This window comes from Brevundimonas sp. LF-1 (genome assembly GCF_037055305.1).
Lineage (GTDB): Bacteria > Pseudomonadota > Alphaproteobacteria > Caulobacterales > Caulobacteraceae > Brevundimonas > Brevundimonas sanguinis.
Map to the genome: position 1 here is coordinate 1,481,886 of NZ_CP146349.1, position 20,131 is coordinate 1,502,016.

Sequence of the window (20,131 nt, forward strand, 5' to 3'; positions counted from 1 at the left end):
CTGGTGGCCTTGGCGGCTTTCATCTGCCTGGTCGGTAGCTGGGTTACCTGCGGACTTTTGCGGCGGGTCAGGGAAGAGCGCGGCGTGTCGCTGGCGTCTTGGGTGTTCCTGGGCGCGCTGGCCGGCGGCGCCACCATCTGGTGCACCCATTTTGTCGCCATGATCGCCTATCGACCCGGCGTCGAGATCGCTTATGAGCCGCTGCTCACCGGGGTGTCCTTGGCTATCGCCATTGTCGGCGTCGGCCTGGCGTTGGGCGGAGCGACGATCCGGGGGCGCTTCATGCCTGCGCTGGGCGGGGCGGTGTTCGGCCTGGCGGTCGCCGCCATGCACTTTGTCGGCATGGCGGCCATGGCGGTGGAGGCCGTGGTGCACTGGTCCTACGCCTATGTCGCCGTGGCCTTGATCGGTTCGGTCGTCTTCGGGGCCGTCGCCTTCCAGTTCAGCGCTCGTGCTGACGACCGGTTCGCTCGCCCAAAGGGAGCCGCCGCCATGGTCCTGGGCATCGTCTGTCTGCATTTCACCGCGATGGCGGCGATGGCGGTGATCCCCTTCGCCGCCACGGACGGCGTTCTGACGGGGCAGGACGCCCAGCATGTGCTGGCGCTGGGCGTTGCCGGCGTGGGGTTGCTGGTGCTGGGGGCAGGGGCCGCCAGCCACTTTCTGGACAGCCAGGCGCACGCTCTGCACCGTGAGCGTCAACAGTATCTGATCGACAGCAGCGTCGACGGCATGGCGATCGAACGCGACGGGGCCATCATCGCCGCCAATGAAGTCCTGGCGACCCTGCTGGGGGTCGAGCGCGAAGCCCTGGTGGGGGCAAGTCTGGAGCAATGGGTCGAGGACGCTCATCGTCTCGGGGACGGCGCGGTGGCCCAGACCGTGCTGCGGACCCAGGCCGGAGACATCGCCGTCGAACTGTCGGCCCGTCGCGACCAGACGACCGCCGGCGGCGTCATGATCTACGCCGTGCGCGATCTGCGCGACCGTATGGCCCAGGAACGGCGGATCGCCCATCTGGCGAGGAACGACAGCCTGACGGGTCTGCCCAACCGGGCCTCATTCCTGGAGCGGCTGACCCGGCTGAAGAAGACGGCGGCGGAAGGCGAGACCCTGGCTCTGTTCGCCCTCGACCTCGATCGCTTCAAGGAGGTGAACGACCTGTACGGCCATGCCGTGGGCGACCAGCTTCTGTGCGTCATCGCCGAGCGGATGAAGGCGGCCCTGCACGAGGGCGAATCCATTGCGCGTCAGGGCGGAGATTCCTGGCCCTGGCGTCGGTCGCCGGCCGGGATCAGGCCTCGCCGTCGCCGAACGCCTGCGAAAAGCGGTGATGGAAACCGTCACCATAGAGCACGCCGACCTGTCGTGCGGCGCCAGCATCGGCGTGTCGCTGTGGCCGGTAGACGCGCGGGACGTTTCGACCCTGATCAACAATGCGGACCTGGCCATGTATCGCGCCAAGGCCTCGCTGACGCAGGACGTCTGCTTCTATGAGGCGGACATGGATCAGGCCGTGCGTGCGCGCCGCCGGGTCACGCAGGCCCTGCGCGAGGCGCTGGAGCGCGAGCAGTTCGAACTGCACTATCAGGTGCAGGCCTCGGTCGAGACGGGCAAGGCGACGGGCTATGAAGTCCTGCTTCGCTGGAAGAACGACGAGGGCCGCTATATCTCGCCCGTAGACTTCATCCCCGTGGCCGAGGAGACCGGGCTGATCCTGCCGATCGGCGAATGGGTCCTGCGTCAGGCCTGCCGTCAGGCCGCCGCCTGGGCCGAGCCGCACCGCATTGCGGTCAATCTGTCGCCGGTCCAGCTGAGCCATGTCGACCTGCCGCGTCTGGTGCATCAGATCCGATCGAGACCGGCCTGTCGCCGTCGCGCCTTGAGCTGGAAATCACCGAGACGGCGATGATCACCGACATGGAGCGCACCACCCATGTCCTGCGTCAGCTGAAGGCGCTGGGCGTCACGGTGGCGATGGACGACTTCGGCACCGGCTATTCCTCCCTGTCGACGCTGAAGGCCTTCCCCTTCGACAAGATCAAGCTGGACCGCTCCTTCATGCTGGAGCTGGACGGAGCGGCGTAGTCGCGCGCCATCATCCGCGCGGTTTTGACCATCGGCGAAAGCCTGTCGATCCCGGTGCTGGCCGAGGGCGTGGAGACGGCCGAGCAACTGGCCTTCCTGCGCTCAGGGCTGTAATGAGGTGCAAGGCTACCTGCTGGGCCGGCCCCAGCCCGAGGCTGACGCCCTGTCGCATGGCGCCGCCGTGATCCCGGCGACGGCGACGGCCAGAACGGCCGCCTGAGCCGCCCGGCCGCAGCCTTTCCGATTATTCACGTGATCCGGAACGGCGACGCTGGCAGTCTTGGGCCAATCAACACGGGAAAATCCTATGCGTCGTCTCATCATCGCTCTCGCCGCCGCTGCGGTCGCCGCGCCCATGCTGTCGGGCTGCATCATCATCGCCACCGAGAAGCCGACCACGCGCGTCATCCACTCGGCCCCGGCTGAGGCGAACTGATGCGGCGGGCTGTTGTTCTGGCTGCGGCCGCCCTGCTGCCCCTGCTGGGCGGCTGCGTCATCTATTCGAACGAGGGGGCGAGAAGATCTCCATCGTCGCCGATCAGGGGACGACGCGCGTCGAGGCGCTTGAAGCCGTGCGCCAGGTCGACTTCGACGGTCAGCGGCTGAATGTCGTGGTCGGGTCCAACGGCTGCACCGAGACCTCCAGCTTCGAGGTCAAGATCAAGGACGGCGAACCGGCCGAACTGACGTTGACGCGCCGTACGCCGGACCTGTGCAAGGCTCTGGTTCCCGAAGGCGTTACGGTCAGCTGGACCTACGCCGAACTGGGTCTTGAGCCGGGCCAGCCGGTGCGCGTGCTGAACCCCATCAGCCTCTAGGCTTGAAACGGCCCCAGCATCTCTTTCGGGATGCGGGCCGGACGCAGGGTTCTGGCGTCGACCAGGCACCATTCGGAAAGCCCTTGGGCGCACAGGCGGCCTTGGGCGTCCTCAATACGGACATAGCGATTGAAGCGCGGCCCCTGCGGATCGCCGACCCAGGTGCGGGCGATCACGCCTGTCGCATCCGGTTCGATGGCGCGCAGGTAGTCGATCTCATGACGCAGGGCCAGCCAGGCCCATTTCGCGCGCGTCTCCTCGTCAAAACGCGCGTTCCAGTGCGCCGTGCCGACATCCTGCAGCCAGCCGACGTAGACGACGTTGTTGACGTGGTTGTTCTCGTCGATGTGCTCCGGCCGCACCTCCAGCGGCACGACGAAGACCTCGCGGTCTTCACGCGGCTGAAGCTGCGGCCGAGCCATCGGTTCAGGCTCCGCTCGGCTTACGCTTCGCCGAGGGCGACGCCCTTCTCGGCCATCAGGGCCTGAAGCTCGCCCGACTGGAACATCTCGCGCACGATGTCCGAACCCCCGACGAACTCGCCCTTCACATAGAGCTGAGGAATGGTCGGCCAGTCGGTGAAGGCCTTGATGCCTTCGCGCAGGGCTTCGTCCTGCAGCACGTCCACGCCGACGAAGGGCGCGCCGACGTGATCCAGGATCTGAACGGCCAGCGAGGAGAAGCCGCAGCGCGGCGAGTCCGGCGTGCCCTTCATGAAGAGCACCACGTCATGCTCAGCCACCGCCTGGGCGATGAAGGCGTGGACGGGATCGGCGGCGGCGGTTTGTTCGGTCACTGTGTCGAAACCCTTCTTGAGGAGCCCGTGAGCTAGGCGCCCTTTGGGGCCGGGTCAAGGCCGGGCCAGTGCAGGGGGCGGTGCAGGGCCAGTGCAGGTGCGGTGCAGGGCGGACTGTCCGCCTCAGGCGGACTGCGTGCGTGCGGTCAGCCGTTCGGCCCGTTCCGCCAGCGTCTGGGCGCCGTACTCGCGCGCGGTCTGGGCGGCTTCAGTCAGCATCAGGCCGACTCCGCGGGGGCTTTCGCCGGTCCACCGCGCCCGGGCCAGCGCCACCCGCGCCAGGCCGATCTGTTCGGCCGCCCAGTCCAGCGGCGTGGCCGTGACCGAAGGCCGCGCCAGACGGCGCCGCAGGCTGGTCTCGATATCCAGCAAGGCGGTCAGGTCGCCGGCGGCGCTGGCGCGGGCGGCGTCCTGGGCCACCCGCTGCTCATGGGCCAGGGCGCCCAGGATCAGGCCCCCGCCTTCGGTCAGCGCCTCAGCCTGGATCAGCACCACCGACGGCAGGGTCTCCCGCTCGGCGCGCATGACCTGGATGGCGGCCCAGTCCAGCGGGCTGTGATCGGGGGTGAACAACTGGGCGGCCACGTCGAACATAGCCTGGGCCTGATCGCGGGCGGCGGGGGCGTCGGCGACGGCCGCCAAGGCCGCCATGCCGGCTGCGCAAAGGGCCAGGGCGCGGGCGCGGCTCAGCGGCCTCTGTTCCGGAGCGGCCGCCTCGACAAGGGCGCGCAGGTCGCGGCCGGCCTGATCCAGCATCTGGGGATCGCGCGCGGTCAGGCCGATGTCCAGAACCAACGCGGCGCGGTCCAGCCGTATCTCGTCTTCCACGGTGCGCGGGCCCTTTAGGTTGGCCAGCGCGGTTTCCAGCAGGCTGGCGGCCTCGTGCATCTCCGAAAGGCGGCCGGACAGAAGCGCCAGCCGCGCGCGCAGGCGGGCGTGCAGCGCAGCCGCCGCCGCGACCGTATCCACCCGCCGCGCCGCAGGCAGGTCGCTCAACAAATCGAGGGCGGCGGTGAGGCGTTCTGGCCCGCCGCGAAGGTCGAAGGCCAGCATGGCGGTGGCCGCCAGGTCCAGGGCGGCGCGCACCGCCTGATCGCCGTTGGCCGCGTGGCGGGCGGCGTCGCGGCCGCTGCTTTCGGCGCGCTCCAGACTGCCGGGGCGCCGCAGCGACGCGCGTGCTCGCGCCACAGGGCGGCGGCGCGCAAGGCGGCGTCAAAGGGGCGGGTGCAAGACACGCGCCCGGCGTCGGTGGCTTGCTGGCGCGCCTCGACCTCGACCAGGCCCACGCCGATCAGCTCCAGCCACCCAAGGTCGTCGCTGTCGCGCGCCTTCTCGAACAGCCGTCTGAGATCTCTGCCGAATCGAACATTCGCCTCTATCGCCGCCTGCATCGTCCCGCTTCGGGATCAAGAGGATGATCCCTGGGTCGACCAAGCAAACGCAGCGCCGTTGGAACGGTTCGCCTTAACCATATGCACAACTTTCCGGGCGGCAGGGCGAGGGCCCGCCGTGTTGGATGGCTGCGCGACGCGGCCTCAGCCCAGGCGGGGCGCCTTCTGACGGCAGCGCTGCAAGGTCGCGCGAGCCTCGGATTCTCCGGCGGAAAGGCGACGCACGGCGTCCAGACGGGCGCGAGTCTGTTCCGTTTCCGCCACGGCGGGATTGCGTCCGGCGACGGTCGCCGCCTGCATGGCCGCCAGGGACCAGTAGAGGGCGGCGTCATAGAGCGAGCGGCCATAACGGCTCTCTCCGCCCTCCAGTTCGGACGCCGCCTGTGTCAAACCGGCGCAACGCACCGCCTCGTCATAGGAGACGAGCCGGGCGCTGGGCGCTGGAGCCGGAGCCTGGGGCGAAGGTTGGGTCTTCGCCGAGGTCTGGGCCAGCGCCATGGCGGCGGTGACGACAAGGATGAACATCTGAACTCCACAGGCGCGGGGAGCGCCAATCTGGCCCTAATAGAGAACCACGTCCCCGTGAAGGATGAAAGACGTGTTCAGCTAAGCTTCAGGTTGCATGCGGGGCGTCGGGCATGGCGCGCCCCTGATCGCCGAGCCAACGCAGGAACTGACGGCGGCCCTGCTGCATCCGCTCGGCGCCCTGATCGCCTTCGTCGGCGGCAAGGGGGCGGCGGGCGCCGTCGCCATGGGCCAGGGGGCGGGCAACGGCCTGCTGGCGGTGGCCTCGGGCCTCCTGCCGCTGCATCTGTTCGGGCGCGAGAACTATGGCGCGCGACAGGCCCTGATGCTGACGCCCGCCCGCTTCGTCCAGGCGGCGGCTCCGGCGCTTTACGAGGTGGTGCTGGATGCCTCGGCGGGGCTGGCCATGCTGCTGTCCAGCGGCGTCTGTCTCGTCATGGCCGCCATGACCTTCGGGCTCAGACGAAAGCCGGACCTGTAATTCCCGGCGCGATCAGGCAGAAGGGGGCCATGTTCATGCGCCGCTTCATCCAGCTTCAATCGGCCTGTGCCTGTATGGCGTCGCCGCCGCCATGATGGTGCGGGCCAATCTGGGCTTGGATCCGTGGAACGTCTTCCATCAGGGCCTGTCGCTGCGCACGGGCATGAGCCTGGGGACCGCCTCCATCCTGATGGGCGTGGTGGTGATGCTGACGTGGATTCCGCTGCGGCAGAAGCCGGGTATCGGCACTCTGTTCAACATCTTCGTCATCGGCCTGTCGATGGATGCGGCGCTGGCGGTCATGCCTGAGATGACCACTCTGCCGCTTCGGCTGGCCTTCATGGCGGGGGCGTCGTGCTGACCGCCGTAGGCGCGGCGGCCTATATCGGGGCGGGCATGGGGACGGGGCCGCGCGACGGCCTGATGGTCGGGCTGAACCAGCGGCTGGGGTGGTCGATCCGCGTGTCGCGGATGCTGATCGAGCTCAGCGTCCTGGCCGGCGGCTGGCTGCTGGGCGGCTCGGTCGGCGTCGGCACCATCGTCTTCGCCGTGGGCATCGGCCCGCTGATCCAGATCTTCCTGCCGTGGTTCTAGAGTTTGGCGCGGGAAGGCGCGCCCGCCCGCGCCAGCGCGTGATCGGTCAGCCCCGTTCCTTGGTCTTCGAGAAGGCGACCTTGGGGAAGCGTTCGGAGACGTAGCCCGTCTCCCAGCTCGACTTGGCCAGGAAGACCGGGTTCTGGTCGATATCGGCGGCCATCTGGGGTCGGTACTTGCCGGCGAAGTCCTCAAGGTCGGCCTTGGCTCCGGACACCCAGCGGGCCTCGGCATAAGGCGACGGCTCGAACATGACGTCCAGGCCGTATTCCTCGCCTAGGCGGTCGGCCATGACCTCGAACTGCAGCTGGCCCACGGCGCCGACGATGAAGTCCGCGCCCAGTTCCGGGCGGAACAGCTGGGTCACGCCTTCCTCGGCCAGACCAACCAGCGCCTTTTGCAGGTGCTTGGCCTTCAGCGGGTCCTTGACGCGGACGCGCTGCAGGATTTCCGGCGCGAAGTTGGGCAGGCCCGCAAAGCGCACCAGGCCGCTCTCCGACAGGCTGTCGCCGACGCGCAGCACGCCGTGGTTGGGAATGCCGATGACGTCGCCGGCATAGGCCTCTTCGGCCAGTTCCCGGTCCGAGGCGAAGAACATGATCGGGGCGTTCACCGACAGCTGCTTTCCGGTGTTCTGGACCTTCAGTTTCATGCCGCGCTTGAAGCTGCCCGAGGCCATGCGGAACATGGCGATGCGGTCGCGGTGGTTAGGGTCCATGTTGGCCTGGACCTTGAAGACGAAGCCGGTGACTTCGTCCTTGCTGGGTTCGACCGTGATGTCTTCGGGCGCGGGGGCGTTGCGGGTTTCGGGCGGCGCCTCCTTGCGGGCCTTCATGGTCTTGGGCGGCGGGGCCCACTCGCCGATGGCCTTCAGCAGCTCCTCGATGCCGAAGTGACGCAGGGCCGAGCCCCACAGCACAGGCGTCATATGGCCTTCCAGAAACGCCTGATGATCGAACGGCTTATAGCCCGCCTCGACCAGTTCCAGCGCATCGACCATGTCGGCCTGCTCCGTGCCCTGGAAGAAGTCGGAGGCCTGATCGAAGGGCAGGGGCGCCGGGTGTTCGCCGTCGTTGTCGGCGGTCTTGCGCGTATAGGGCTGGAAGCGGCCCTGACCGCCGACCTCGGCCAGGCCGCGCAGGCGATTGCCGCTCTCGGCCGGCCACCAGATGGGCGAGGGGTCCAACTGCAGGCGCGATGCGAGGCTCGTCCAGCAGGGCCATCGGGTCCTGCGCTTCGCGGTCCAGCTTGTTGATGAAGGTGATGATCGGAATGTCGCGCAGGCGGCAGACCTCGAACAGCTTCAGCGTCTGCGGCTCGATGCCCTTGGCGGCGTCCAGCACCATGATGGCGCAGTCGGCGGCGGTCAGGGTGCGATAGGTGTCTTCCGAGAAGTCCTCGTGCCCCGGCGTGTCCAGCAGGTTGAACATCTTGCCGTCGTGCTCGAACGTCATGACCGAGGCGGTGACCGAGATGCCCCGTTCCTTCTCGATCTTCATCCAGTCCGAACGCGCCCGGCGGTTCTCGCCGCGCGCCTTGACCGCGCCGGCAGCCCGCACGGCGCCGCCCGCCAGCAGGATATGCTCGGTCAGCGTCGTCTTACCGGCGTCGGGGTGAGCGATGATGGCGAAGGTCCGACGGCGATCGGCCTCCTGAGCGAGGGTCAGTTTGGACATGGAGCTTCCTTTAGGAGGCGCGACCTAGCGCGCCGGCGCTCAATTGTCGACGTTCACGATGGCGTGAGAGACCCTTCGCCTATGAGGGTTATTCGAGGCATCCTCGTTTCTGGGAGACGGCGGGCCATGAGTTCGCCGCACTAGGGAAGGGAAAACGTCATGGCTCTGGTCCACCCAGGCAAGGTCGCGCCTGCACCGAACGCGTCCAAGATTCATCCGCTGGTCTGCTTTCTGGCCGGGTTCGCCCTGATCGTTCTGGCCGCAGCCGTCGTGCACACGGTGTTTGGCGTCCTGCTCTAACACCTTTCAGGTCAGGCGGCGTCGGCGGCCTGACCCGGCGCATCGGCGTCGTCTTCGTCGTCAGGCTCCGGTCCTGTTTCCAGCGGAGCCTGGTGTAGGGCCTGTCGCGCGCGGTTGATCATGGCTCGCGCCTGGCGCTTGTAGCCGCTGGAATGGGGGCTGTTAGCCACCGGCGTCAGGACCGCGATCGCCTCCGGGTTCATGCCGCGCGCCATATAGGCGTGGGCCAACCGGGTGCGGCAGTCGAAGGACTGCGGCGCCAGGGCGCAGGCGACCTCGAGGGTGGAGATGTCGTTATCCGTCGGATAGCGCGGCTGGCCGTTTCGTACGTCGTTCAGACCCAGATAGATACGGAAATCCAGTGGCTCGGCGTCCATCGCACGGGCCAGATAGATGGAGGCCTGACGGCGAAGCTCATTGGCGTCGTCGACTGACTCCGCCGCTTCGGTCTGGTCCAGCAGCGCCAGGGCGGCGACACGCAGGACCTGGGCGTTGTTCGTGTTGGCGTCGAGGCTCGGCGCCAGCGCCGCCAGCGCCAAATCGGGGCGTTGTGACAGCCTGTGGGCACGGGCGGTGAGCAGATGGCCCACATCGGAGTCTGCGTGAAGTTCGCCTAGGGCGAAGGCCGAGCGGATCAACTCGGCCCGGTTTTCGCTCGCCTCTTTGCGCTCGCGAACCCGACGCGCCTTTTGCGCTTCTGATTGAGTTTCATCTTCGGTCTCCTCCTCGGCCGGAGGCTTGATCGGCGCGTTATCGAGGCGCACGTCCAGCCAGATGGCGTCCGCTTGGGCTTTCGACAGCCGACTGATCGCCATCTGCGGATCTGTGACCGCAATCTGGGGCGTGGTCACGTTGATGGAGCCGGAAATATAGCGCCAGACGTCGTCCTGAAGCTGAGCGGGGTCCGGCCTGTCGCCGCCTGCATGGCGACGACGGAATCCTCACCACCGGCCACAGCACCCAGATAGCGTCCGAGCATCTGGGTGCGTTCGGGCGTGCTCATGAAGTAATGGGTCATGGCCCAGGCCTGGGCGTAATAGCTATGCGCCGGGTAACGTCCGGAATCCGAGATGCGCCACTTGAGCACATCCTCCATCTTGGCCCACGAGCTGAACCCCATGGTCAGGGAGTTCATCCGGCCCGGATTATGCCGTCCGAACTGGATCTTCTTATCGGTCAGGCTGGCCGTTGAGTAGAATTCGGCAAACCCCTCTACGAACCAGGATGGATAGGCGTTGGCCTGCATCTGGAACATGAAGTGATGCGCGTATTCGTGGAAGACGACGACATCGCCCATAGAGCTGCGCGTATCGACAATCGTATAGATGCGGCCGCTGTTCGGCGAATAATAGCCCGCTACCCCCTCGCTGATGCCGGGAGACATGCGGTTCATGTCGCGTCGACCCTCGGCCATGAAGATCTCCAGCTTGGGGGTCTCATGGTCGGTCTGGATGGGATAGTAGGTCCTCAGCAGGGCGTCGAAACGCTCGACCTTCTGGGCGTAGCGCCGCAGGCTGCCTTCCGAGGTGTCGCCATAGACGATGAAGTGGTCGGTTTCGGCCCGGAGCCATTCCGCCAGCGCCGGCGATGTGGCGAAGGCGCCGAGGGCGGCCGCCACGGTCATGGCCGCGCCGCGCTTCACGCGAAACCGCATTTTCTTGTTCATCGCCCTTCGTCTCCCCAAGGCTGAGGGACAAGAAGTAAAGAACGATGGTGTTCTATGGAAGCCCTAGGCGGCCAGGCGGCTCCAGACCGTCTTGTCGGCCGTGGCGGTGTCCAGGGCGCCGCGACGCGCGCGCTGATGCAGGTGACGCAACACGATCTCGGGCAAGGCGCAGAAGCGCGGCTCGACCAGTTCGGGCGCGCAACCGGCTTGCGGCGCCGCGAACAGGGCGGCGCTGACGCCTTCGGCCTCGTGGGCGATCAGCCAGGCCAGGCGGCGAGCGCGGGCGGGGTCGTTGTGGTGAAGCAGCGGGTCCTGGGCGAACAGTTCGCAGCCCATCTCCAGCACATAGTCGAACGAGAGACACTCGAACCGACGCACGTCGTGGCTAGGGGCCGGGCAAGGCTCGTCCAGATCGAAAACGACGTCGTTCAGAAGAAACAGCATGGACCGCGCCCGCTCGCAGGACCGTTCTGGTCCCATGCGAGGGGTTTTAGGACGCCGCGCTTGCGGTCCGGTTCACGAACGCGGTGAACGATCCGGTTACCATTTTGAGCGGCCCTACCGGCCTTCGGCCTGCTTGAGGGCCGGTGCGGGGGCCTACCTATAGACCCTCTATCCCGGCGAGGGAGGGTCAGCCCTGCGTCTTCTCGGTCAGGAAGTGGCGGCCCTGGCGGTCCTCGATCTCGACGATCCAGAGGTCGGGGTCATAGCGGCGCTGGCGATCCAGATAGGCGTCCAGTTCGCTCTCGAACTCGCTGGCGACGGGCTGGATCCATAGCGGTTCGCCGTCCTGGCCGGTCGCCTCGGTCCACAGTCGGGCGGTGCGGGTGACGGTGTCATAAGCCTTGACGATGACGGCGCCGGCGCGGGCGTCGCCCTTCTTCACCACCACGGCGTTGGCGCCCTCCAGCTCGGCGCGTCGGATCAGGGCGCCGACCCAGACGTCAGTGGAAAGAAGCAATTGATTCACCCTGTTTGGAGACGGACCCGGAACCGGCGTCGGCTAGGGTGGAGGCATGAACATAGCGCTGTCGCCTCGCATAGTCAGCAGAACGCTGGCCGCGATCGTCGCACTGGCCCTCGCGGCCGGGGCGGCGACGGCTGCCGGCCAGAACTTTGGCGACGTCTATTACGAGCGCGCCTTCGTGCGCGCCGCGCAGGATAAGTGCCGCCTGTTCGAGCCGCGCCTGACGCAGGCGCTGGAGGCGGCGACGCTGCAGGCGCGCGGGGCCGCCTTGCGCGCAGGTCGCCCGGCGACCGAACTGGCCGCGACAGCCGGGCGCGCCAAGGCGCGGGCGGAGGCGACCGCCTGTGACGACGCCGAGCTGAACCGGGTCAAGACGCGGGTGCGCCACGCCTTCGCCGGATGGTCGCGCGCGGCGCGGATCAACTTCCCCGGCGACAAGGCCGTGTGGAGCGCCGACCGTTTCGAAAGCGTTCGCGACGGCTGGCGCCTGTTTCAGGACGGGGCGACCGGCGCCTCGCCTGTTCGTTTCGGCCTGACCGGCAAGGCGCCCCAGGACGCGCGTCCGGCGGCGGTCGTGTCGTTCGTCGGCAAGCCCCGACCCTATGCCGCGCGCATCGTCATGCGGGACGCGGCGCGCTCGCCCCGACCATGGCTGGGAACGGACGGCCTGCCGCCGGACGCCGCGCGCCGCGCGGTCTTCGCTGCCGGGTCCGATCTCGCGCCGCGTGAGCTGCTGGTCTCAGGCGCGCGGGCGGGCGAGGTCTGGCGCTTTCCCGACAGCGCCGCCGAGGCGCTTGCGGCGCTGGACCCGCGCGAACCCTTCCTGATTGAATTCCTGTTCCGCGACGACAGCGTGGCGACGGCGCGTTTCGAGGCGGGCGATTTCGCCGCCGCCCGCGCCTTTCTGGCTATGGGCCCGGTCTGACGGCGGCGTCAGGCTTCGGCCAGAACCGGCAGTCGCAGAGCGGCGGCCGTGCCCTCGCCCAGGGTGCTGTCCAGGCTCAACGTCCCGCGATGCAGTTCGGCTAGGGCGCGGACGAGAGCCAGCCCCAGCCCGCTGCCTTTCGCCTTCTGGTCGGCTTCGCCGGCCTGCTCATAGGGCGCCCCAGCCGCGCCAGATCAGCCTTGGCGATCCCGACGCCGGTGTCGGCGACGATCACTTCCAGCATGGTCCCCGCCGCCTGCGCCGAGGCCGTGACCGTCCCGCCCGCCGGGGTGAACTTCACTGCGTTCGACAGCAGGTTCAGCGTCATCTGCTTCAGCGCCCGCCGGTCGGCCCGGATCATCAGCGGTTCGGGCGGCAGGACGGCGTTCAAGGCCACCCCTTGTCCTCGGCCTGAAGGCGGACCAGCGCCAGTCCGGCCGTCACCGCCTCGCGCGCGTCGAACCGCTCTAGCGCCAGCTCATAGCGGTCCGCCTCGATGCGGCTGACGTCCAGGACGTCGTTGATCAGGTCCAGCAGGTGGCCGCCCGCTTCGTGGATCGAGCGGGCGTAGTCGGCGTAGCGGGGCGGGACCGGGCCGAACAACTCCTGCCGCATGGCGTCCGAAAAGCCGATGACGGCGTTCAGCGGAGTGCGCAGTTCGTGGCTCATATGGGCCAGGAAGCGCGACTTGCCGGCGCTCTGGGCCTCGGCCTCCATGCGGGCGGCGTCCAGCTCAGCCTCGCGGGCGTACTGCAAGGTGGCGTCCAAGGCCTGAACGATCAGGCGAGAGCCGCCGTCATCCATGCGCCGCGCCGTCAAAAGGATGCGGCGGTCCAGCGCCAGGCGGGGCGTAAAGCGGACCTGTGCCTCGCCCAGGCTGCGCGCGCGGGCCAGCGCGGCCAGGACCGCGGGGCGGTCGGCAGGGTCGACGGCCGACAGCAGCCCCTCTTTGAATAGCGGCTCGACCGGCAGGGCGGCGGGCGCCGCACCATAGGCGGCCAGGGCGCGCAGGTCCTGATTGAGCGCCAGAGTCAGGGCGGGCTGACCGGCCAGCAGGGTCTCGACCCCGGCCACGTCGGCTTCGGCGAGCTCCATCTGGCGGGCCGCGCGGCGGGCGCCGAGGAACAGGGCCGCCGTGGTCGCGCCGGCCGTCATCAGGGCCGAGACCCCCGCCGTGGTCGCCGCCGCCGACGGCGCGCCCAACAGCCAGCCGGACAGCAGGCCCGCGCCCGCCGCGCCCGTGGCGGCTATGGCGGCGACCAGCACCCGGCGGCGCCCGCCCAGCGCCAGACCCGCCGCCAACGGCGCGAAGACGAAGCCCGCCAGCGGGCCGCCCGCCCCGCCACTGAGCGCCGCGCCCGCCAGCGCCGCCAGCGTCCACAGCGTCAGAAGGGCCGAACGGGCCTCGTCATCGTCGCGACGCAACAGGGTCAGCCCTGCCAGCCCCGGCGCCGCCATGACCCCCAGAGCCAGCAGCAGGGGCGCCGCCGTCCCAGCGGCTTCGGCGCCGGTCCCTGCGCCCGTCGCGAACAGGGCCGTCACGCCGACCGCCGCCGCCCAGCCCGCGTGCCAGGCGGCCAGGGCGGCGCCGTCCCCGGCGTCGTGGACCTCGGGGCGGCGGATCGGATCAAGCAGGGCGGTGTGAGGCTTCAAGTGCGCCTGGGACGGACGGAGTGATAACAACCCTATATCTAGGCCGCGTCGTCTCAAGCCCCTAGGGCGCTCGCCTATAGGGGGAGCGGCGCGCCGGTTGTGATCGCGGCGGCGGGGGCCTATGTCGCGCCCATGACTTCTACCGCCCCCGACCGCTCCATCGACGAGACCCTGGCCGAACTGGTCGAAGAGTTCGACCTGTTGGGAGACTGGGAAGGGCGGATCGAATACGTCATCGACCTGGGCAAGGACCTGCCGCCCCTGCCCGAAGAGGCGCGGATCGAGGCGAACAAGGTGCCGGGCTGCGCTGCTCAGGTCTGGTTGTCGATGCGGCCCCAGGGCGAGCGGCTGTTTTTCGACGCCGACAGCGACAGCGCCCTGTCCAAGGGCAATATCGCCTTGCTGCTGCGGCTCTATTCGGGGCGGCTGCCGGGCGAGATACTGGCGTTCGACGCCAAGGCCGCTCTGGACCGGCTGGGCCTGCCCTCGGCCCTGACGCGCCAGCGCGCCAACGGCCTGAACAGCATGGTCGGGCGTATCCGCGAGGCGGCGTTGGCGGCGGGCTGACCGCGATCGCCGCTTCTCTTCCGATTGGGCGCGATCGGGCGCATGATGAGGCGTCTCATACGGTGTGGAGCGGTCCGATGACGGCCCTGACGAAGCGCGCCCCTTCCTTTTTCAATCCTGTCCGAATGGCCGGCTGGGGCGCGGTCGGGCTGATCCTGTTGACGCAGTTGGCGGCCATGCAGGTCACCTCCGAGGTCGCCTGGGACGCCCAGGACTTCCTGTTCGCCGCCGTCCTGCTGGTCGGGGCGGGTCTGCTGCTGGAGCTGGTTCTGTGGAAAACGCGGACCCCGCTGGCGCGGCTCATGTTGGCCGCAGCGGTGATCCTGGCCGTGCTGTTGATCTGGGCCGAGGCGGCGGTCGGGATTTTCTGAAGCCCAACCGCCTTTATCGGCTTAGGATTGCGGGCCCAGGAAGGGGAAGGCGCGCGCATTGCTGAACTTGGCGGTGGCGTCGCCCGCATGGGTGTTGATCTGGTTCTCGCCCAGCTCCAGCCGCTTGACCGGGGCGCGTTCAGAGAAGTCGATCTTCTTCAGGTCCACCCAGAAGGTGTTCGGCGTCAGGGCCGACTCGAAGAAGTATAGCTTGCGCTTGTGATCCACGACCGTCCGCCAGCGCGTCGAGGAGATGTTCGGCTGATCCGGGGTCGAGATGCCGAACGGCACCGAGACGTTGCGGATCACGCTGAACACGCTGGCCACGGCCATGTTCTGGTCTTCGAACTTGGGAATGGCGTTGGCGTAGAAGGAGGCCCGGGCATAGCGGTCGGCCGCCCGGTTGGTGCCCGGCAGCATGACCGTGCCGCCGATGCCCTGCCAATAGGTGTTCAGCGCCAGCTGCTGGTCGAAGGTCGGCGAGTTGGTCATCACCTGGTAGTCGCGGCTGTGGTGGATCACCAGCTTGCCGTCGATGTATTCGAAGATGGCGCTGTCGCCGCCGGAATCCGACAGGGACAGGTGCAGGGTGGTCAGCCGCTCCTGACCCGGCACATTGTCGCTGACCAGGACGAAGGGTTCGTCGCGCAGGGCCTCGACCGCCTCGGCCACGGTGGCGAAATTGTCGAGGGCGTACTGGGCCCAGGCGGCGATGCTGAGGGCGGGCTTGTTCGGGTCGTAGGCCGGGTATTGCGACTCGACCAGCCACAGGACGTTGGCGACCAGGCCCATCTCGTTCACGCCGTCGACGGTCGAGATGTCATAGCCGCTGGCGATGACGCTGCCGTATTTGGACGTCCAGGTCAGGGAGTTGGGACCGCCGGACCCGTCTCGCGCCATACCGCGCGGGAAGATCCACAGGTTGGTCATGATCTCGTCCTTCCAGTCCATCGACCGGGCCGTGATGACCGCGCCGTCGTGGCCGTGGTAGACAAGGCGCGTGCAAGCTTCGGCCGCGGGAACGGCCAGCATGAAGGCGGCGGCCAGGGCGGCGACGCCCTTCTTCATTCCGTTACGCATGTCGTCTCCTTGGGATGGGGGTCGTGAGGGAAGGGTCAGTAGGTCAGCTGCGCCCGGCCAGCGTGACGTTCCCGTCCAGCGAGGTGGCCCAGACATAGGGGCTGACCGTGGCGCGCCACCGCTCCTCCGCGCTGGTCTGGGCAAAGGCGGAAGCGCCGCCCGCCAGCCCCAGAGACAAGCCCAGAACCTGTGCGGCTGGACGGAAGAAGGTCATGGGGAATTCCATTCGCTGCCACCGGAAGATCGCGTCACGGTAGAACGTCCATGCTTAAGCAATGATGGAGCGACAATCGCTGATGGCATGTCGCAATGACGCCGTTCGGCCGCATCATCCTATGCCGTAATGCTCCGCCAGCGCCTGCAGCCCCTGTTTGAGCAGGGTCTTGCCCTGACGGCGGCGCAGGGACAGCGCCTGTTCCGCCAGTTGCAGCGACGTGCCGTGGATGCAGACCTGGTCGACCAGGGCGCGAAGACGCGGGCCGCAGGCCTCCAGCGCCGCCTGCACCCGAGTCGAAGCGGAGATGGCGCGGTCGCTCGGCTCGATCCGTCCCGCGCCGCCGCCGGAGCCGCTGCGTGGCAGGCCGTCCCAGCGCATGGTCATGGAGGGACCGGCGGCGGCGATCTCGGCCTCGGCGCGCAGCCGCTCGCCGGCCGCGACCTCGGCCGGGGTCAGCCAGGGGCGGCCCGACTGGTCCTTGCGCCGCGCCAGCCACAGGATCGGGCTCTCGCCCAGATTGGCGCGGCGCATCGTCAGGCGGCCGTCCGCTTCCATCACCGCCCGTTCCCCCTCGATGACGCCGGGGCGGCCGGGCGGGGGCGAAAGGGGCGCGTGGTCGTTGGCCGCGCGGGGCAGCCAGCCGCCCCCTGACGCAGCTTCAGCCCCGGCCGCTCGATCACGGCGCGGAAGGCGGCCTCATCCAGCGTCAGCACCACCCGGCTGCGCCGGTCGCCGCCGAGACGCAAGGTATAGGCGCCGTTCGCCTGGTCCAGCCAGGCGCCAGGCCGTTGCAGCAGGCTGCGCGCGCGTTCCAGTTGACGGCTCATCGGCGGCCTCCGGTTTCGGGGGCCAGATCGACCAGCGGCAACTCCATCACCGCCCGCAGCGACCCCTCCAGTCCATCCATCAGCGCGTCGTAGTCGGGCCGGTCGCGTTCATCCTCGGCCCAGCGGCAGGCCGCGCCCGCCGTCGCCCGGTTCAGGCCGAAGGCGTGGGCGACCCGCTCCAGCGGCCAGCCGAAGGAGACGTGCGCCAGATACATGGCCGACCATCGCGCCCGGCAGGCCCTGGGCCGCACCCGCTCGCGCCGCTTCATTTCCGCGACCGGCACCCCCAGGGCCAGACCTGACAGCGACAGGGCGGCGTCCGCCCGGATGCGGTCGCCCTCCGTCACCGGCACGCGATAGGGTTCCATGATCTGCGCTTCCTCCCGTCATTCCTGTGGATCCCGCCATTATGAGTGCGTGTGGCGGGTGCGTTAGGAATGTTGTCCTATGAGGCGTCAGAAGCGGTCGCTTCCCTAGGCGGGGTCGGGCATCGGCGGGGACGGTTGTGCACGCCCCCTGTGGAAGACGCGCCAAAGGTCAACAGGGGAATGCGGCGCCCGGCGTTAATAAATTAACGAATCCTTGACTCAGGACTCTGGACGGCGATTCGCAAATCATCCTACGCGTTCCATATCGGGACCCGTTAACCCTTCTTAAGGTTTTGGCCCGTTAACGTTGGAACAAGGTTACCCGGCCGTATCTCACGTGCGGTCATCCCAAGCTTTGCCTGGAGGGGCATTAATGCGCGTCCTGTTGATCGAAGACGACCACGCGACGGCTCAAAGCATCGAACTGATGCTGAAGTCGGAAGGGTTTAACGTCTACACCACTGATTTGGGTGAGGAAGGCATCGATCTGGGCAAGATCTATGACTACGACCTCATTCTGCTGGACCTGAACCTGCCGGACATGAGCGGGCTTGAGGTTCTGCGCCAGCTGCGCAACGGCAAGATCAATACGCCGGTGATGATCCTCTCGGGCAGCCATGAGATCGACACCAAGGTCAAGACGTTCGGCGGTGGCGCCGACGACTATCTGACCAAGCCCTTCCACAAGGACGAGCTGATCGCGCGCACTCACGCGGTGGTCCGTCGCTCCAAGGGCCACGCCCAGGCGATCATCCACACCGGCGAGATCGCGGTGAACCTAGACGCCAAGACCGTCGAGGTGAACGGCCACCGCGTGCACCTGACCGGCAAGGAATACCAGATGCTGGAGCTGCTCTCCCTGCGCAAGGGCACGACCCTGACCAAGGAGATGTTCCTCAACCACCTGTACGGCGGCATGGACGAGCCGGAGCTGAAGATCATCGACGTCTTCATCTGCAAGCTGCGCAAGAAGCTGGCGACGGCTGCGGGCGGCAAGCACTACATCGAAACCGTCTGGGGCCGCGGCTATGTCCTGCGCGACCCGGCTGAAGGGGCGGCCACCGTCGCCGCTTGAAAAGACCCCTCCTGAGCCTCCACTCAGGGCCGATCCAGAAACGCCCGCCGAGCTTTAGGCGGGCGTTTTTATTTGCCCTTCTCCCCTTGTGGGAGAAGGTGGCAGGCGTAGCCTGACGGATGAGGGGTGTGAGCGCCTTGATCTGAAGGGGCTGTCGCACCGCTCGATCTCAGAACGTCAGCGGTCGCGCCGACACCCCTCATCCGAACGCCTCCGGCGCCCACCTTCTCCCACAAGGGGAGAAGGATTAATGCGCGAACGCCTTGCTCAGCACGTCGAACATGGGATTGGGCCGGCCTGCGTCGTCGAATAGCAGGGGGCTGTCCTGGCCGTCGTCGTTCTTGCCCCGGCGCAGCCAGGAGTCGCTGTCGCGCACGCCCCAGACGGTGAAGGCGAAGCGCTGGGCCGGAGGCAGGTCCATGAAGGCCTCGGCCAATTCGGCCACGCGCGCGGTCTGCTGCTCGCGGCGCTGGGCGCGGGGGCGCAGGTCGGGCATCCGGCCGCCGCGCTTCAGCGAGGCGTCCAGTTCGGAGACATGGATAGGCAGGCCGAACTGTCGGGCCTCGTTCATGAAGGCGGCGATCTGGCCGCCGGGGATTTCGATGTCGAGGTGGGACTGGATGCCGATGCCCTGGATCGGCGCGCCCGCCTTCAGCAGCCGTTCAATCAGACGCAGGAAGGCCGCGCCCTTCCTGGGCGTGTTCTCCAGGTTGTAGTCGTTCAGGAACAGGGTCGCATCGGGCGCGGCGAGGCGGGCCTGTTCGAAGGCGCGGATGATATAGGCGTCGATCCCGCCAAGTCCTTGGCTCCAGACGCAGTCGCGATAGCCGCTTCCGTCATCCTCGACCGGTTCGTTGACCACGTCCCAGCCGACGATCTGGCTGCGCCAGCGCCCGGCCACCTCGGCGATATAGCGGTCATGCTCGGCGATGAAGCGCGGGCGGTCGTCGACGAGGGCGGTGAACCAAGGGTGATCCTGCGCATACCAGATCAGGGCGTGACCGAAGAGGCGGATGCCCAGATCGCGCGCGAAATAGGCGATGCGGTCCGGCGCGTCGAAGCGCAGGGAGCCGTCCTTCTGGAGGATGTACTCCATCTTCATCTCCCACTCGGGCGTGAGCTGGGAGAAGTGGGTGGAGACCAGCCGGAACCAGTCCTGATCCGACAGCTGGCCCGACATGGCGACGGTTCCGACGGGGAAGGGGGCGACGGCTTTCAGCGGCCGAACAGGGCCGGTCGGCGGCGGGACGGGCGCCTCGCCCGCGCCGCAGGAGGCGAGCGCGAGGGTTGAGGCCAGCAGGGCGCGACGGTCGATCACGTCTAGCCCTCGGCGCGGCGACGCAGGCCCATTTCGTCATAGGCGGCGGCCTCGCGCTTGGCGGCGGCCGTCAGCTTGTTCAGCCGGGTGGTCTCGGCGACGTGCTCGAACTTCTTCAGCTCCTCGAAGGCGCCGGTCAGGGCGTCGCGGGCGCCTTCTTCCTCGGCGGCGATCGCGGCGACCTCGGCCTCGGCGTCGGCGCGGCGCTGCTTCCAGCCGTTGAGATAGGCCTGCAACATCATGCCGGAGGACAGATCGTGCCGCGCGTTGTCACGCTCGACCTCAGCCTCGGCGTCCAGGACGGCGACGCGCATTTCGGCCTCGGCCTTGCGGGCGCTGATTTCGGCCAGCCGCTTCTGCAGCGTCTCGACCTCATAGTTGGAGATGCGGATCAGGGATTGGGCCCAGGCCGTCATGCGTCGTCTCCC

28 protein-coding genes and 3 pseudogenes are annotated in these 20,131 nt (G+C 68.1%); 12 read left to right on the forward strand and 19 right to left on the reverse strand.

The genetic code is table 11. The features are described 5' to 3' along the window. Nucleotides 1-159: 159 nt before the first annotated feature. The 4 genes and pseudogenes from V8F63_RS08090 to V8F63_RS08105 all read left to right on the forward strand — a co-directional run. Nucleotides 160-1,203, forward strand: a pseudogene (locus V8F63_RS08090) (MHYT domain-containing protein); the annotation flags it as partial. Between the two features lie 130 nt (nt 1,204-1,333). Then, nucleotides 1,334-2,088: pseudogene (locus V8F63_RS08095) on the forward strand (GGDEF domain-containing phosphodiesterase). 307 nt (nt 2,089-2,395) lie between these two features. Beyond that, nucleotides 2,396-2,524, forward strand: coding sequence for a hypothetical protein (locus V8F63_RS08100; RefSeq protein ID WP_262922409.1), 129 nt, complete (start codon nt 2,396-2,398; stop codon nt 2,522-2,524). Between the two features lie 136 nt (nt 2,525-2,660). Further along, the gene (locus tag V8F63_RS08105; protein WP_392354997.1) at nt 2,661-2,906 is read left to right on the forward strand and encodes a hypothetical protein; all 246 of its coding nucleotides are present in this window, start codon (nt 2,661-2,663) and stop codon (nt 2,904-2,906) included. On the opposite strand, the gene V8F63_RS08110 is transcribed toward V8F63_RS08105, so the two are convergent. From V8F63_RS08110 to V8F63_RS08125, 4 genes are all read right to left on the reverse strand, one after another. Continuing rightward, nucleotides 2,903-3,328 (reverse strand): acyl-CoA thioesterase, encoded by a 426-nt coding sequence (locus V8F63_RS08110; protein WP_025978462.1) that lies wholly within the window; start codon nt 3,326-3,328, stop codon nt 2,903-2,905. The genes V8F63_RS08105 and V8F63_RS08110 overlap by 4 nt on opposite strands. Nucleotides 3,329-3,348: 20 nt before the next feature. Beyond that, a complete protein-coding gene (gene grxD / locus V8F63_RS08115; protein WP_134579900.1) occupies nt 3,349-3,702 on the reverse strand; it encodes a Grx4 family monothiol glutaredoxin in 354 nt (117 codons plus the stop codon). Nucleotides 3,703-3,825: 123 nt separating this feature from the next. Then, entirely contained in the window at nt 3,826-4,890 is a 1,065-nt protein-coding gene (locus V8F63_RS08120; protein ID WP_392352806.1) for a hypothetical protein, read from the reverse strand. Nucleotides 4,891-5,237: 347 nt separating this feature from the next. Beyond that, nucleotides 5,238-5,618 (reverse strand): hypothetical protein, encoded by a 381-nt coding sequence (locus V8F63_RS08125; protein ID WP_134579903.1) that lies wholly within the window; start codon nt 5,616-5,618, stop codon nt 5,238-5,240. A gap of 97 nt (nt 5,619-5,715) precedes the next feature. Here V8F63_RS08125 and V8F63_RS08130 point away from each other — a divergent pair, with 97 nt between their 5' ends. The 3 genes from V8F63_RS08130 to V8F63_RS08140 all read left to right on the forward strand — a co-directional run bounded on the left by V8F63_RS08130 (nt 5,716) and on the right by V8F63_RS08140 (nt 6,693). Then, nucleotides 5,716-6,099: a hypothetical protein gene (locus tag V8F63_RS08130; protein WP_392352807.1), complete on the forward strand. Its 384-nt coding sequence runs from the start codon at nt 5,716-5,718 to the stop codon at nt 6,097-6,099. A 91-nt stretch (nt 6,100-6,190) separates the two neighbouring features. After that, nucleotides 6,191-6,460, forward strand: coding sequence for a hypothetical protein (locus tag V8F63_RS08135; RefSeq protein ID WP_392352808.1), 270 nt, complete (start codon nt 6,191-6,193; stop codon nt 6,458-6,460). Then, nucleotides 6,454-6,693, forward strand: a complete 240-nt coding sequence (locus V8F63_RS08140; protein ID WP_392352809.1) for a hypothetical protein — start codon at nt 6,454-6,456, stop codon at nt 6,691-6,693. Before V8F63_RS08135 ends, V8F63_RS08140 begins: the two co-directional genes overlap by 7 nt. Before the next feature lie 46 nt (nt 6,694-6,739). Here the strand turns inward: V8F63_RS08140 and V8F63_RS08145 are convergent. Further along, a pseudogene (locus V8F63_RS08145) lies at nt 6,740-8,369 on the reverse strand (peptide chain release factor 3). A 159-nt stretch (nt 8,370-8,528) separates the two neighbouring features. Between V8F63_RS08145 and V8F63_RS08150 the strand changes: the two are divergent. Further along, the gene (locus V8F63_RS08150) at nt 8,529-8,669 is read left to right on the forward strand and encodes a hypothetical protein (RefSeq protein WP_253119745.1); all 141 of its coding nucleotides are present in this window, start codon (nt 8,529-8,531) and stop codon (nt 8,667-8,669) included. Nucleotides 8,670-8,680: 11 nt separating this feature from the next. Here V8F63_RS08150 and V8F63_RS08155 read toward each other — a convergent pair whose 3' ends face one another. The 4 genes from V8F63_RS08155 to V8F63_RS08170 all read right to left on the reverse strand — a co-directional run bounded on the left by V8F63_RS08155 (nt 8,681) and on the right by V8F63_RS08170 (nt 11,296). Continuing rightward, nucleotides 8,681-9,484 carry a hypothetical protein gene (locus V8F63_RS08155; RefSeq protein ID WP_392352810.1) on the reverse strand — a complete coding sequence of 268 codons (804 nt, stop codon included), beginning with the start codon at nt 9,482-9,484 and terminating at the stop codon, nt 8,681-8,683. 32 nt (nt 9,485-9,516) lie between these two features. Further along, on the reverse strand, nt 9,517-10,335 hold the full coding sequence (locus V8F63_RS08160; protein ID WP_392352811.1) for a DUF1570 domain-containing protein: 819 nt from the start codon (nt 10,333-10,335) through the stop codon (nt 9,517-9,519). 63 nt (nt 10,336-10,398) lie between these two features. Next, on the reverse strand, nt 10,399-10,779 hold the full coding sequence (locus V8F63_RS08165; protein ID WP_392352812.1) for a hypothetical protein: 381 nt from the start codon (nt 10,777-10,779) through the stop codon (nt 10,399-10,401). Nucleotides 10,780-10,966: 187 nt separating this feature from the next. Continuing rightward, entirely contained in the window at nt 10,967-11,296 is a 330-nt protein-coding gene (locus tag V8F63_RS08170; RefSeq protein ID WP_253119736.1) for a DUF1491 family protein, read from the reverse strand. A 55-nt stretch (nt 11,297-11,351) separates the two neighbouring features. Here V8F63_RS08170 and V8F63_RS08175 point away from each other — a divergent pair, with 55 nt between their 5' ends. Next, entirely contained in the window at nt 11,352-12,227 is an 876-nt protein-coding gene (locus V8F63_RS08175) for a hypothetical protein (RefSeq protein ID WP_392352813.1), read from the forward strand. 8 nt (nt 12,228-12,235) lie between these two features. Here V8F63_RS08175 and V8F63_RS08180 read toward each other — a convergent pair whose 3' ends face one another. Genes V8F63_RS08180 through V8F63_RS08190 form a run of 3 tightly spaced genes read right to left on the reverse strand, consistent with a single transcriptional unit; the run spans nt 12,236 to nt 13,880 of the window. Next, the gene (locus V8F63_RS08180) at nt 12,236-12,355 is read right to left on the reverse strand and encodes an ATP-binding protein (RefSeq protein WP_392355059.1); all 120 of its coding nucleotides are present in this window, start codon (nt 12,353-12,355) and stop codon (nt 12,236-12,238) included. Continuing rightward, a complete protein-coding gene (locus V8F63_RS08185) occupies nt 12,328-12,624 on the reverse strand; it encodes an ATP-binding protein (protein WP_392352814.1) in 297 nt (98 codons plus the stop codon). Before V8F63_RS08185 ends, V8F63_RS08180 begins: the two co-directional genes overlap by 28 nt. After that, nucleotides 12,615-13,880 (reverse strand): histidine kinase dimerization/phospho-acceptor domain-containing protein, encoded by a 1,266-nt coding sequence (locus tag V8F63_RS08190; RefSeq protein WP_392352815.1) that lies wholly within the window; start codon nt 13,878-13,880, stop codon nt 12,615-12,617. Before V8F63_RS08190 ends, V8F63_RS08185 begins: the two co-directional genes overlap by 10 nt. 132 nt (nt 13,881-14,012) lie before the next feature. Here V8F63_RS08190 and V8F63_RS08195 point away from each other — a divergent pair, with 132 nt between their 5' ends. Together V8F63_RS08195 and V8F63_RS08200 are read left to right on the forward strand one after the other, a co-directional pair. Then, nucleotides 14,013-14,447, forward strand: coding sequence for a SufE family protein (locus V8F63_RS08195; protein ID WP_025978450.1), 435 nt, complete (start codon nt 14,013-14,015; stop codon nt 14,445-14,447). A 77-nt stretch (nt 14,448-14,524) separates the two neighbouring features. Continuing rightward, nucleotides 14,525-14,818 (forward strand): hypothetical protein, encoded by a 294-nt coding sequence (locus V8F63_RS08200; RefSeq protein ID WP_392352816.1) that lies wholly within the window; start codon nt 14,525-14,527, stop codon nt 14,816-14,818. Between the two features lie 21 nt (nt 14,819-14,839). Here the strand turns inward: V8F63_RS08200 and V8F63_RS08205 are convergent, their stop codons facing one another. The 5 genes from V8F63_RS08205 to V8F63_RS08225 form a co-directional block, all read right to left on the reverse strand. Then, nucleotides 14,840-15,898 (reverse strand): linear amide C-N hydrolase, encoded by a 1,059-nt coding sequence (locus V8F63_RS08205; protein WP_392352818.1) that lies wholly within the window; start codon nt 15,896-15,898, stop codon nt 14,840-14,842. Nucleotides 15,899-15,941: 43 nt separating this feature from the next. After that, nucleotides 15,942-16,112: a hypothetical protein gene (locus V8F63_RS08210; protein ID WP_278070544.1), complete on the reverse strand. Its 171-nt coding sequence runs from the start codon at nt 16,110-16,112 to the stop codon at nt 15,942-15,944. Nucleotides 16,113-16,226: 114 nt separating this feature from the next. Then, a complete protein-coding gene (locus V8F63_RS08215; RefSeq protein ID WP_392355060.1) occupies nt 16,227-16,670 on the reverse strand; it encodes a DUF6456 domain-containing protein in 444 nt (147 codons plus the stop codon). Next, a complete protein-coding gene (locus tag V8F63_RS08220) occupies nt 16,670-16,942 on the reverse strand; it encodes a hypothetical protein (protein WP_392352819.1) in 273 nt (90 codons plus the stop codon). Before V8F63_RS08220 ends, V8F63_RS08215 begins: the two co-directional genes overlap by 1 nt. After that, entirely contained in the window at nt 16,939-17,310 is a 372-nt protein-coding gene (locus V8F63_RS08225) for a chromosomal replication initiator protein DnaA (RefSeq protein WP_025978445.1), read from the reverse strand. Before V8F63_RS08225 ends, V8F63_RS08220 begins: the two co-directional genes overlap by 4 nt. Before the next feature lie 373 nt (nt 17,311-17,683). On the opposite strand from V8F63_RS08225, the gene V8F63_RS08230 reads away from it, so the two are divergent. Beyond that, nucleotides 17,684-18,385 (forward strand): response regulator transcription factor CtrA, encoded by a 702-nt coding sequence (locus V8F63_RS08230; protein WP_024353526.1) that lies wholly within the window; start codon nt 17,684-17,686, stop codon nt 18,383-18,385. A gap of 247 nt (nt 18,386-18,632) precedes the next feature. Here V8F63_RS08230 and V8F63_RS08235 read toward each other — a convergent pair whose 3' ends face one another. Further along, nucleotides 18,633-19,703 carry an endo-1,4-beta-xylanase gene (locus V8F63_RS08235; RefSeq protein WP_392352820.1) on the reverse strand — a complete coding sequence of 357 codons (1,071 nt, stop codon included), beginning with the start codon at nt 19,701-19,703 and terminating at the stop codon, nt 18,633-18,635. Nucleotides 19,704-19,705: 2 nt separating this feature from the next. After that, nucleotides 19,706-20,119 (reverse strand): flagellar FliJ family protein, encoded by a 414-nt coding sequence (locus V8F63_RS08240; protein ID WP_392352821.1) that lies wholly within the window; start codon nt 20,117-20,119, stop codon nt 19,706-19,708. Nucleotides 20,120-20,131 lie beyond the last annotated feature (12 nt).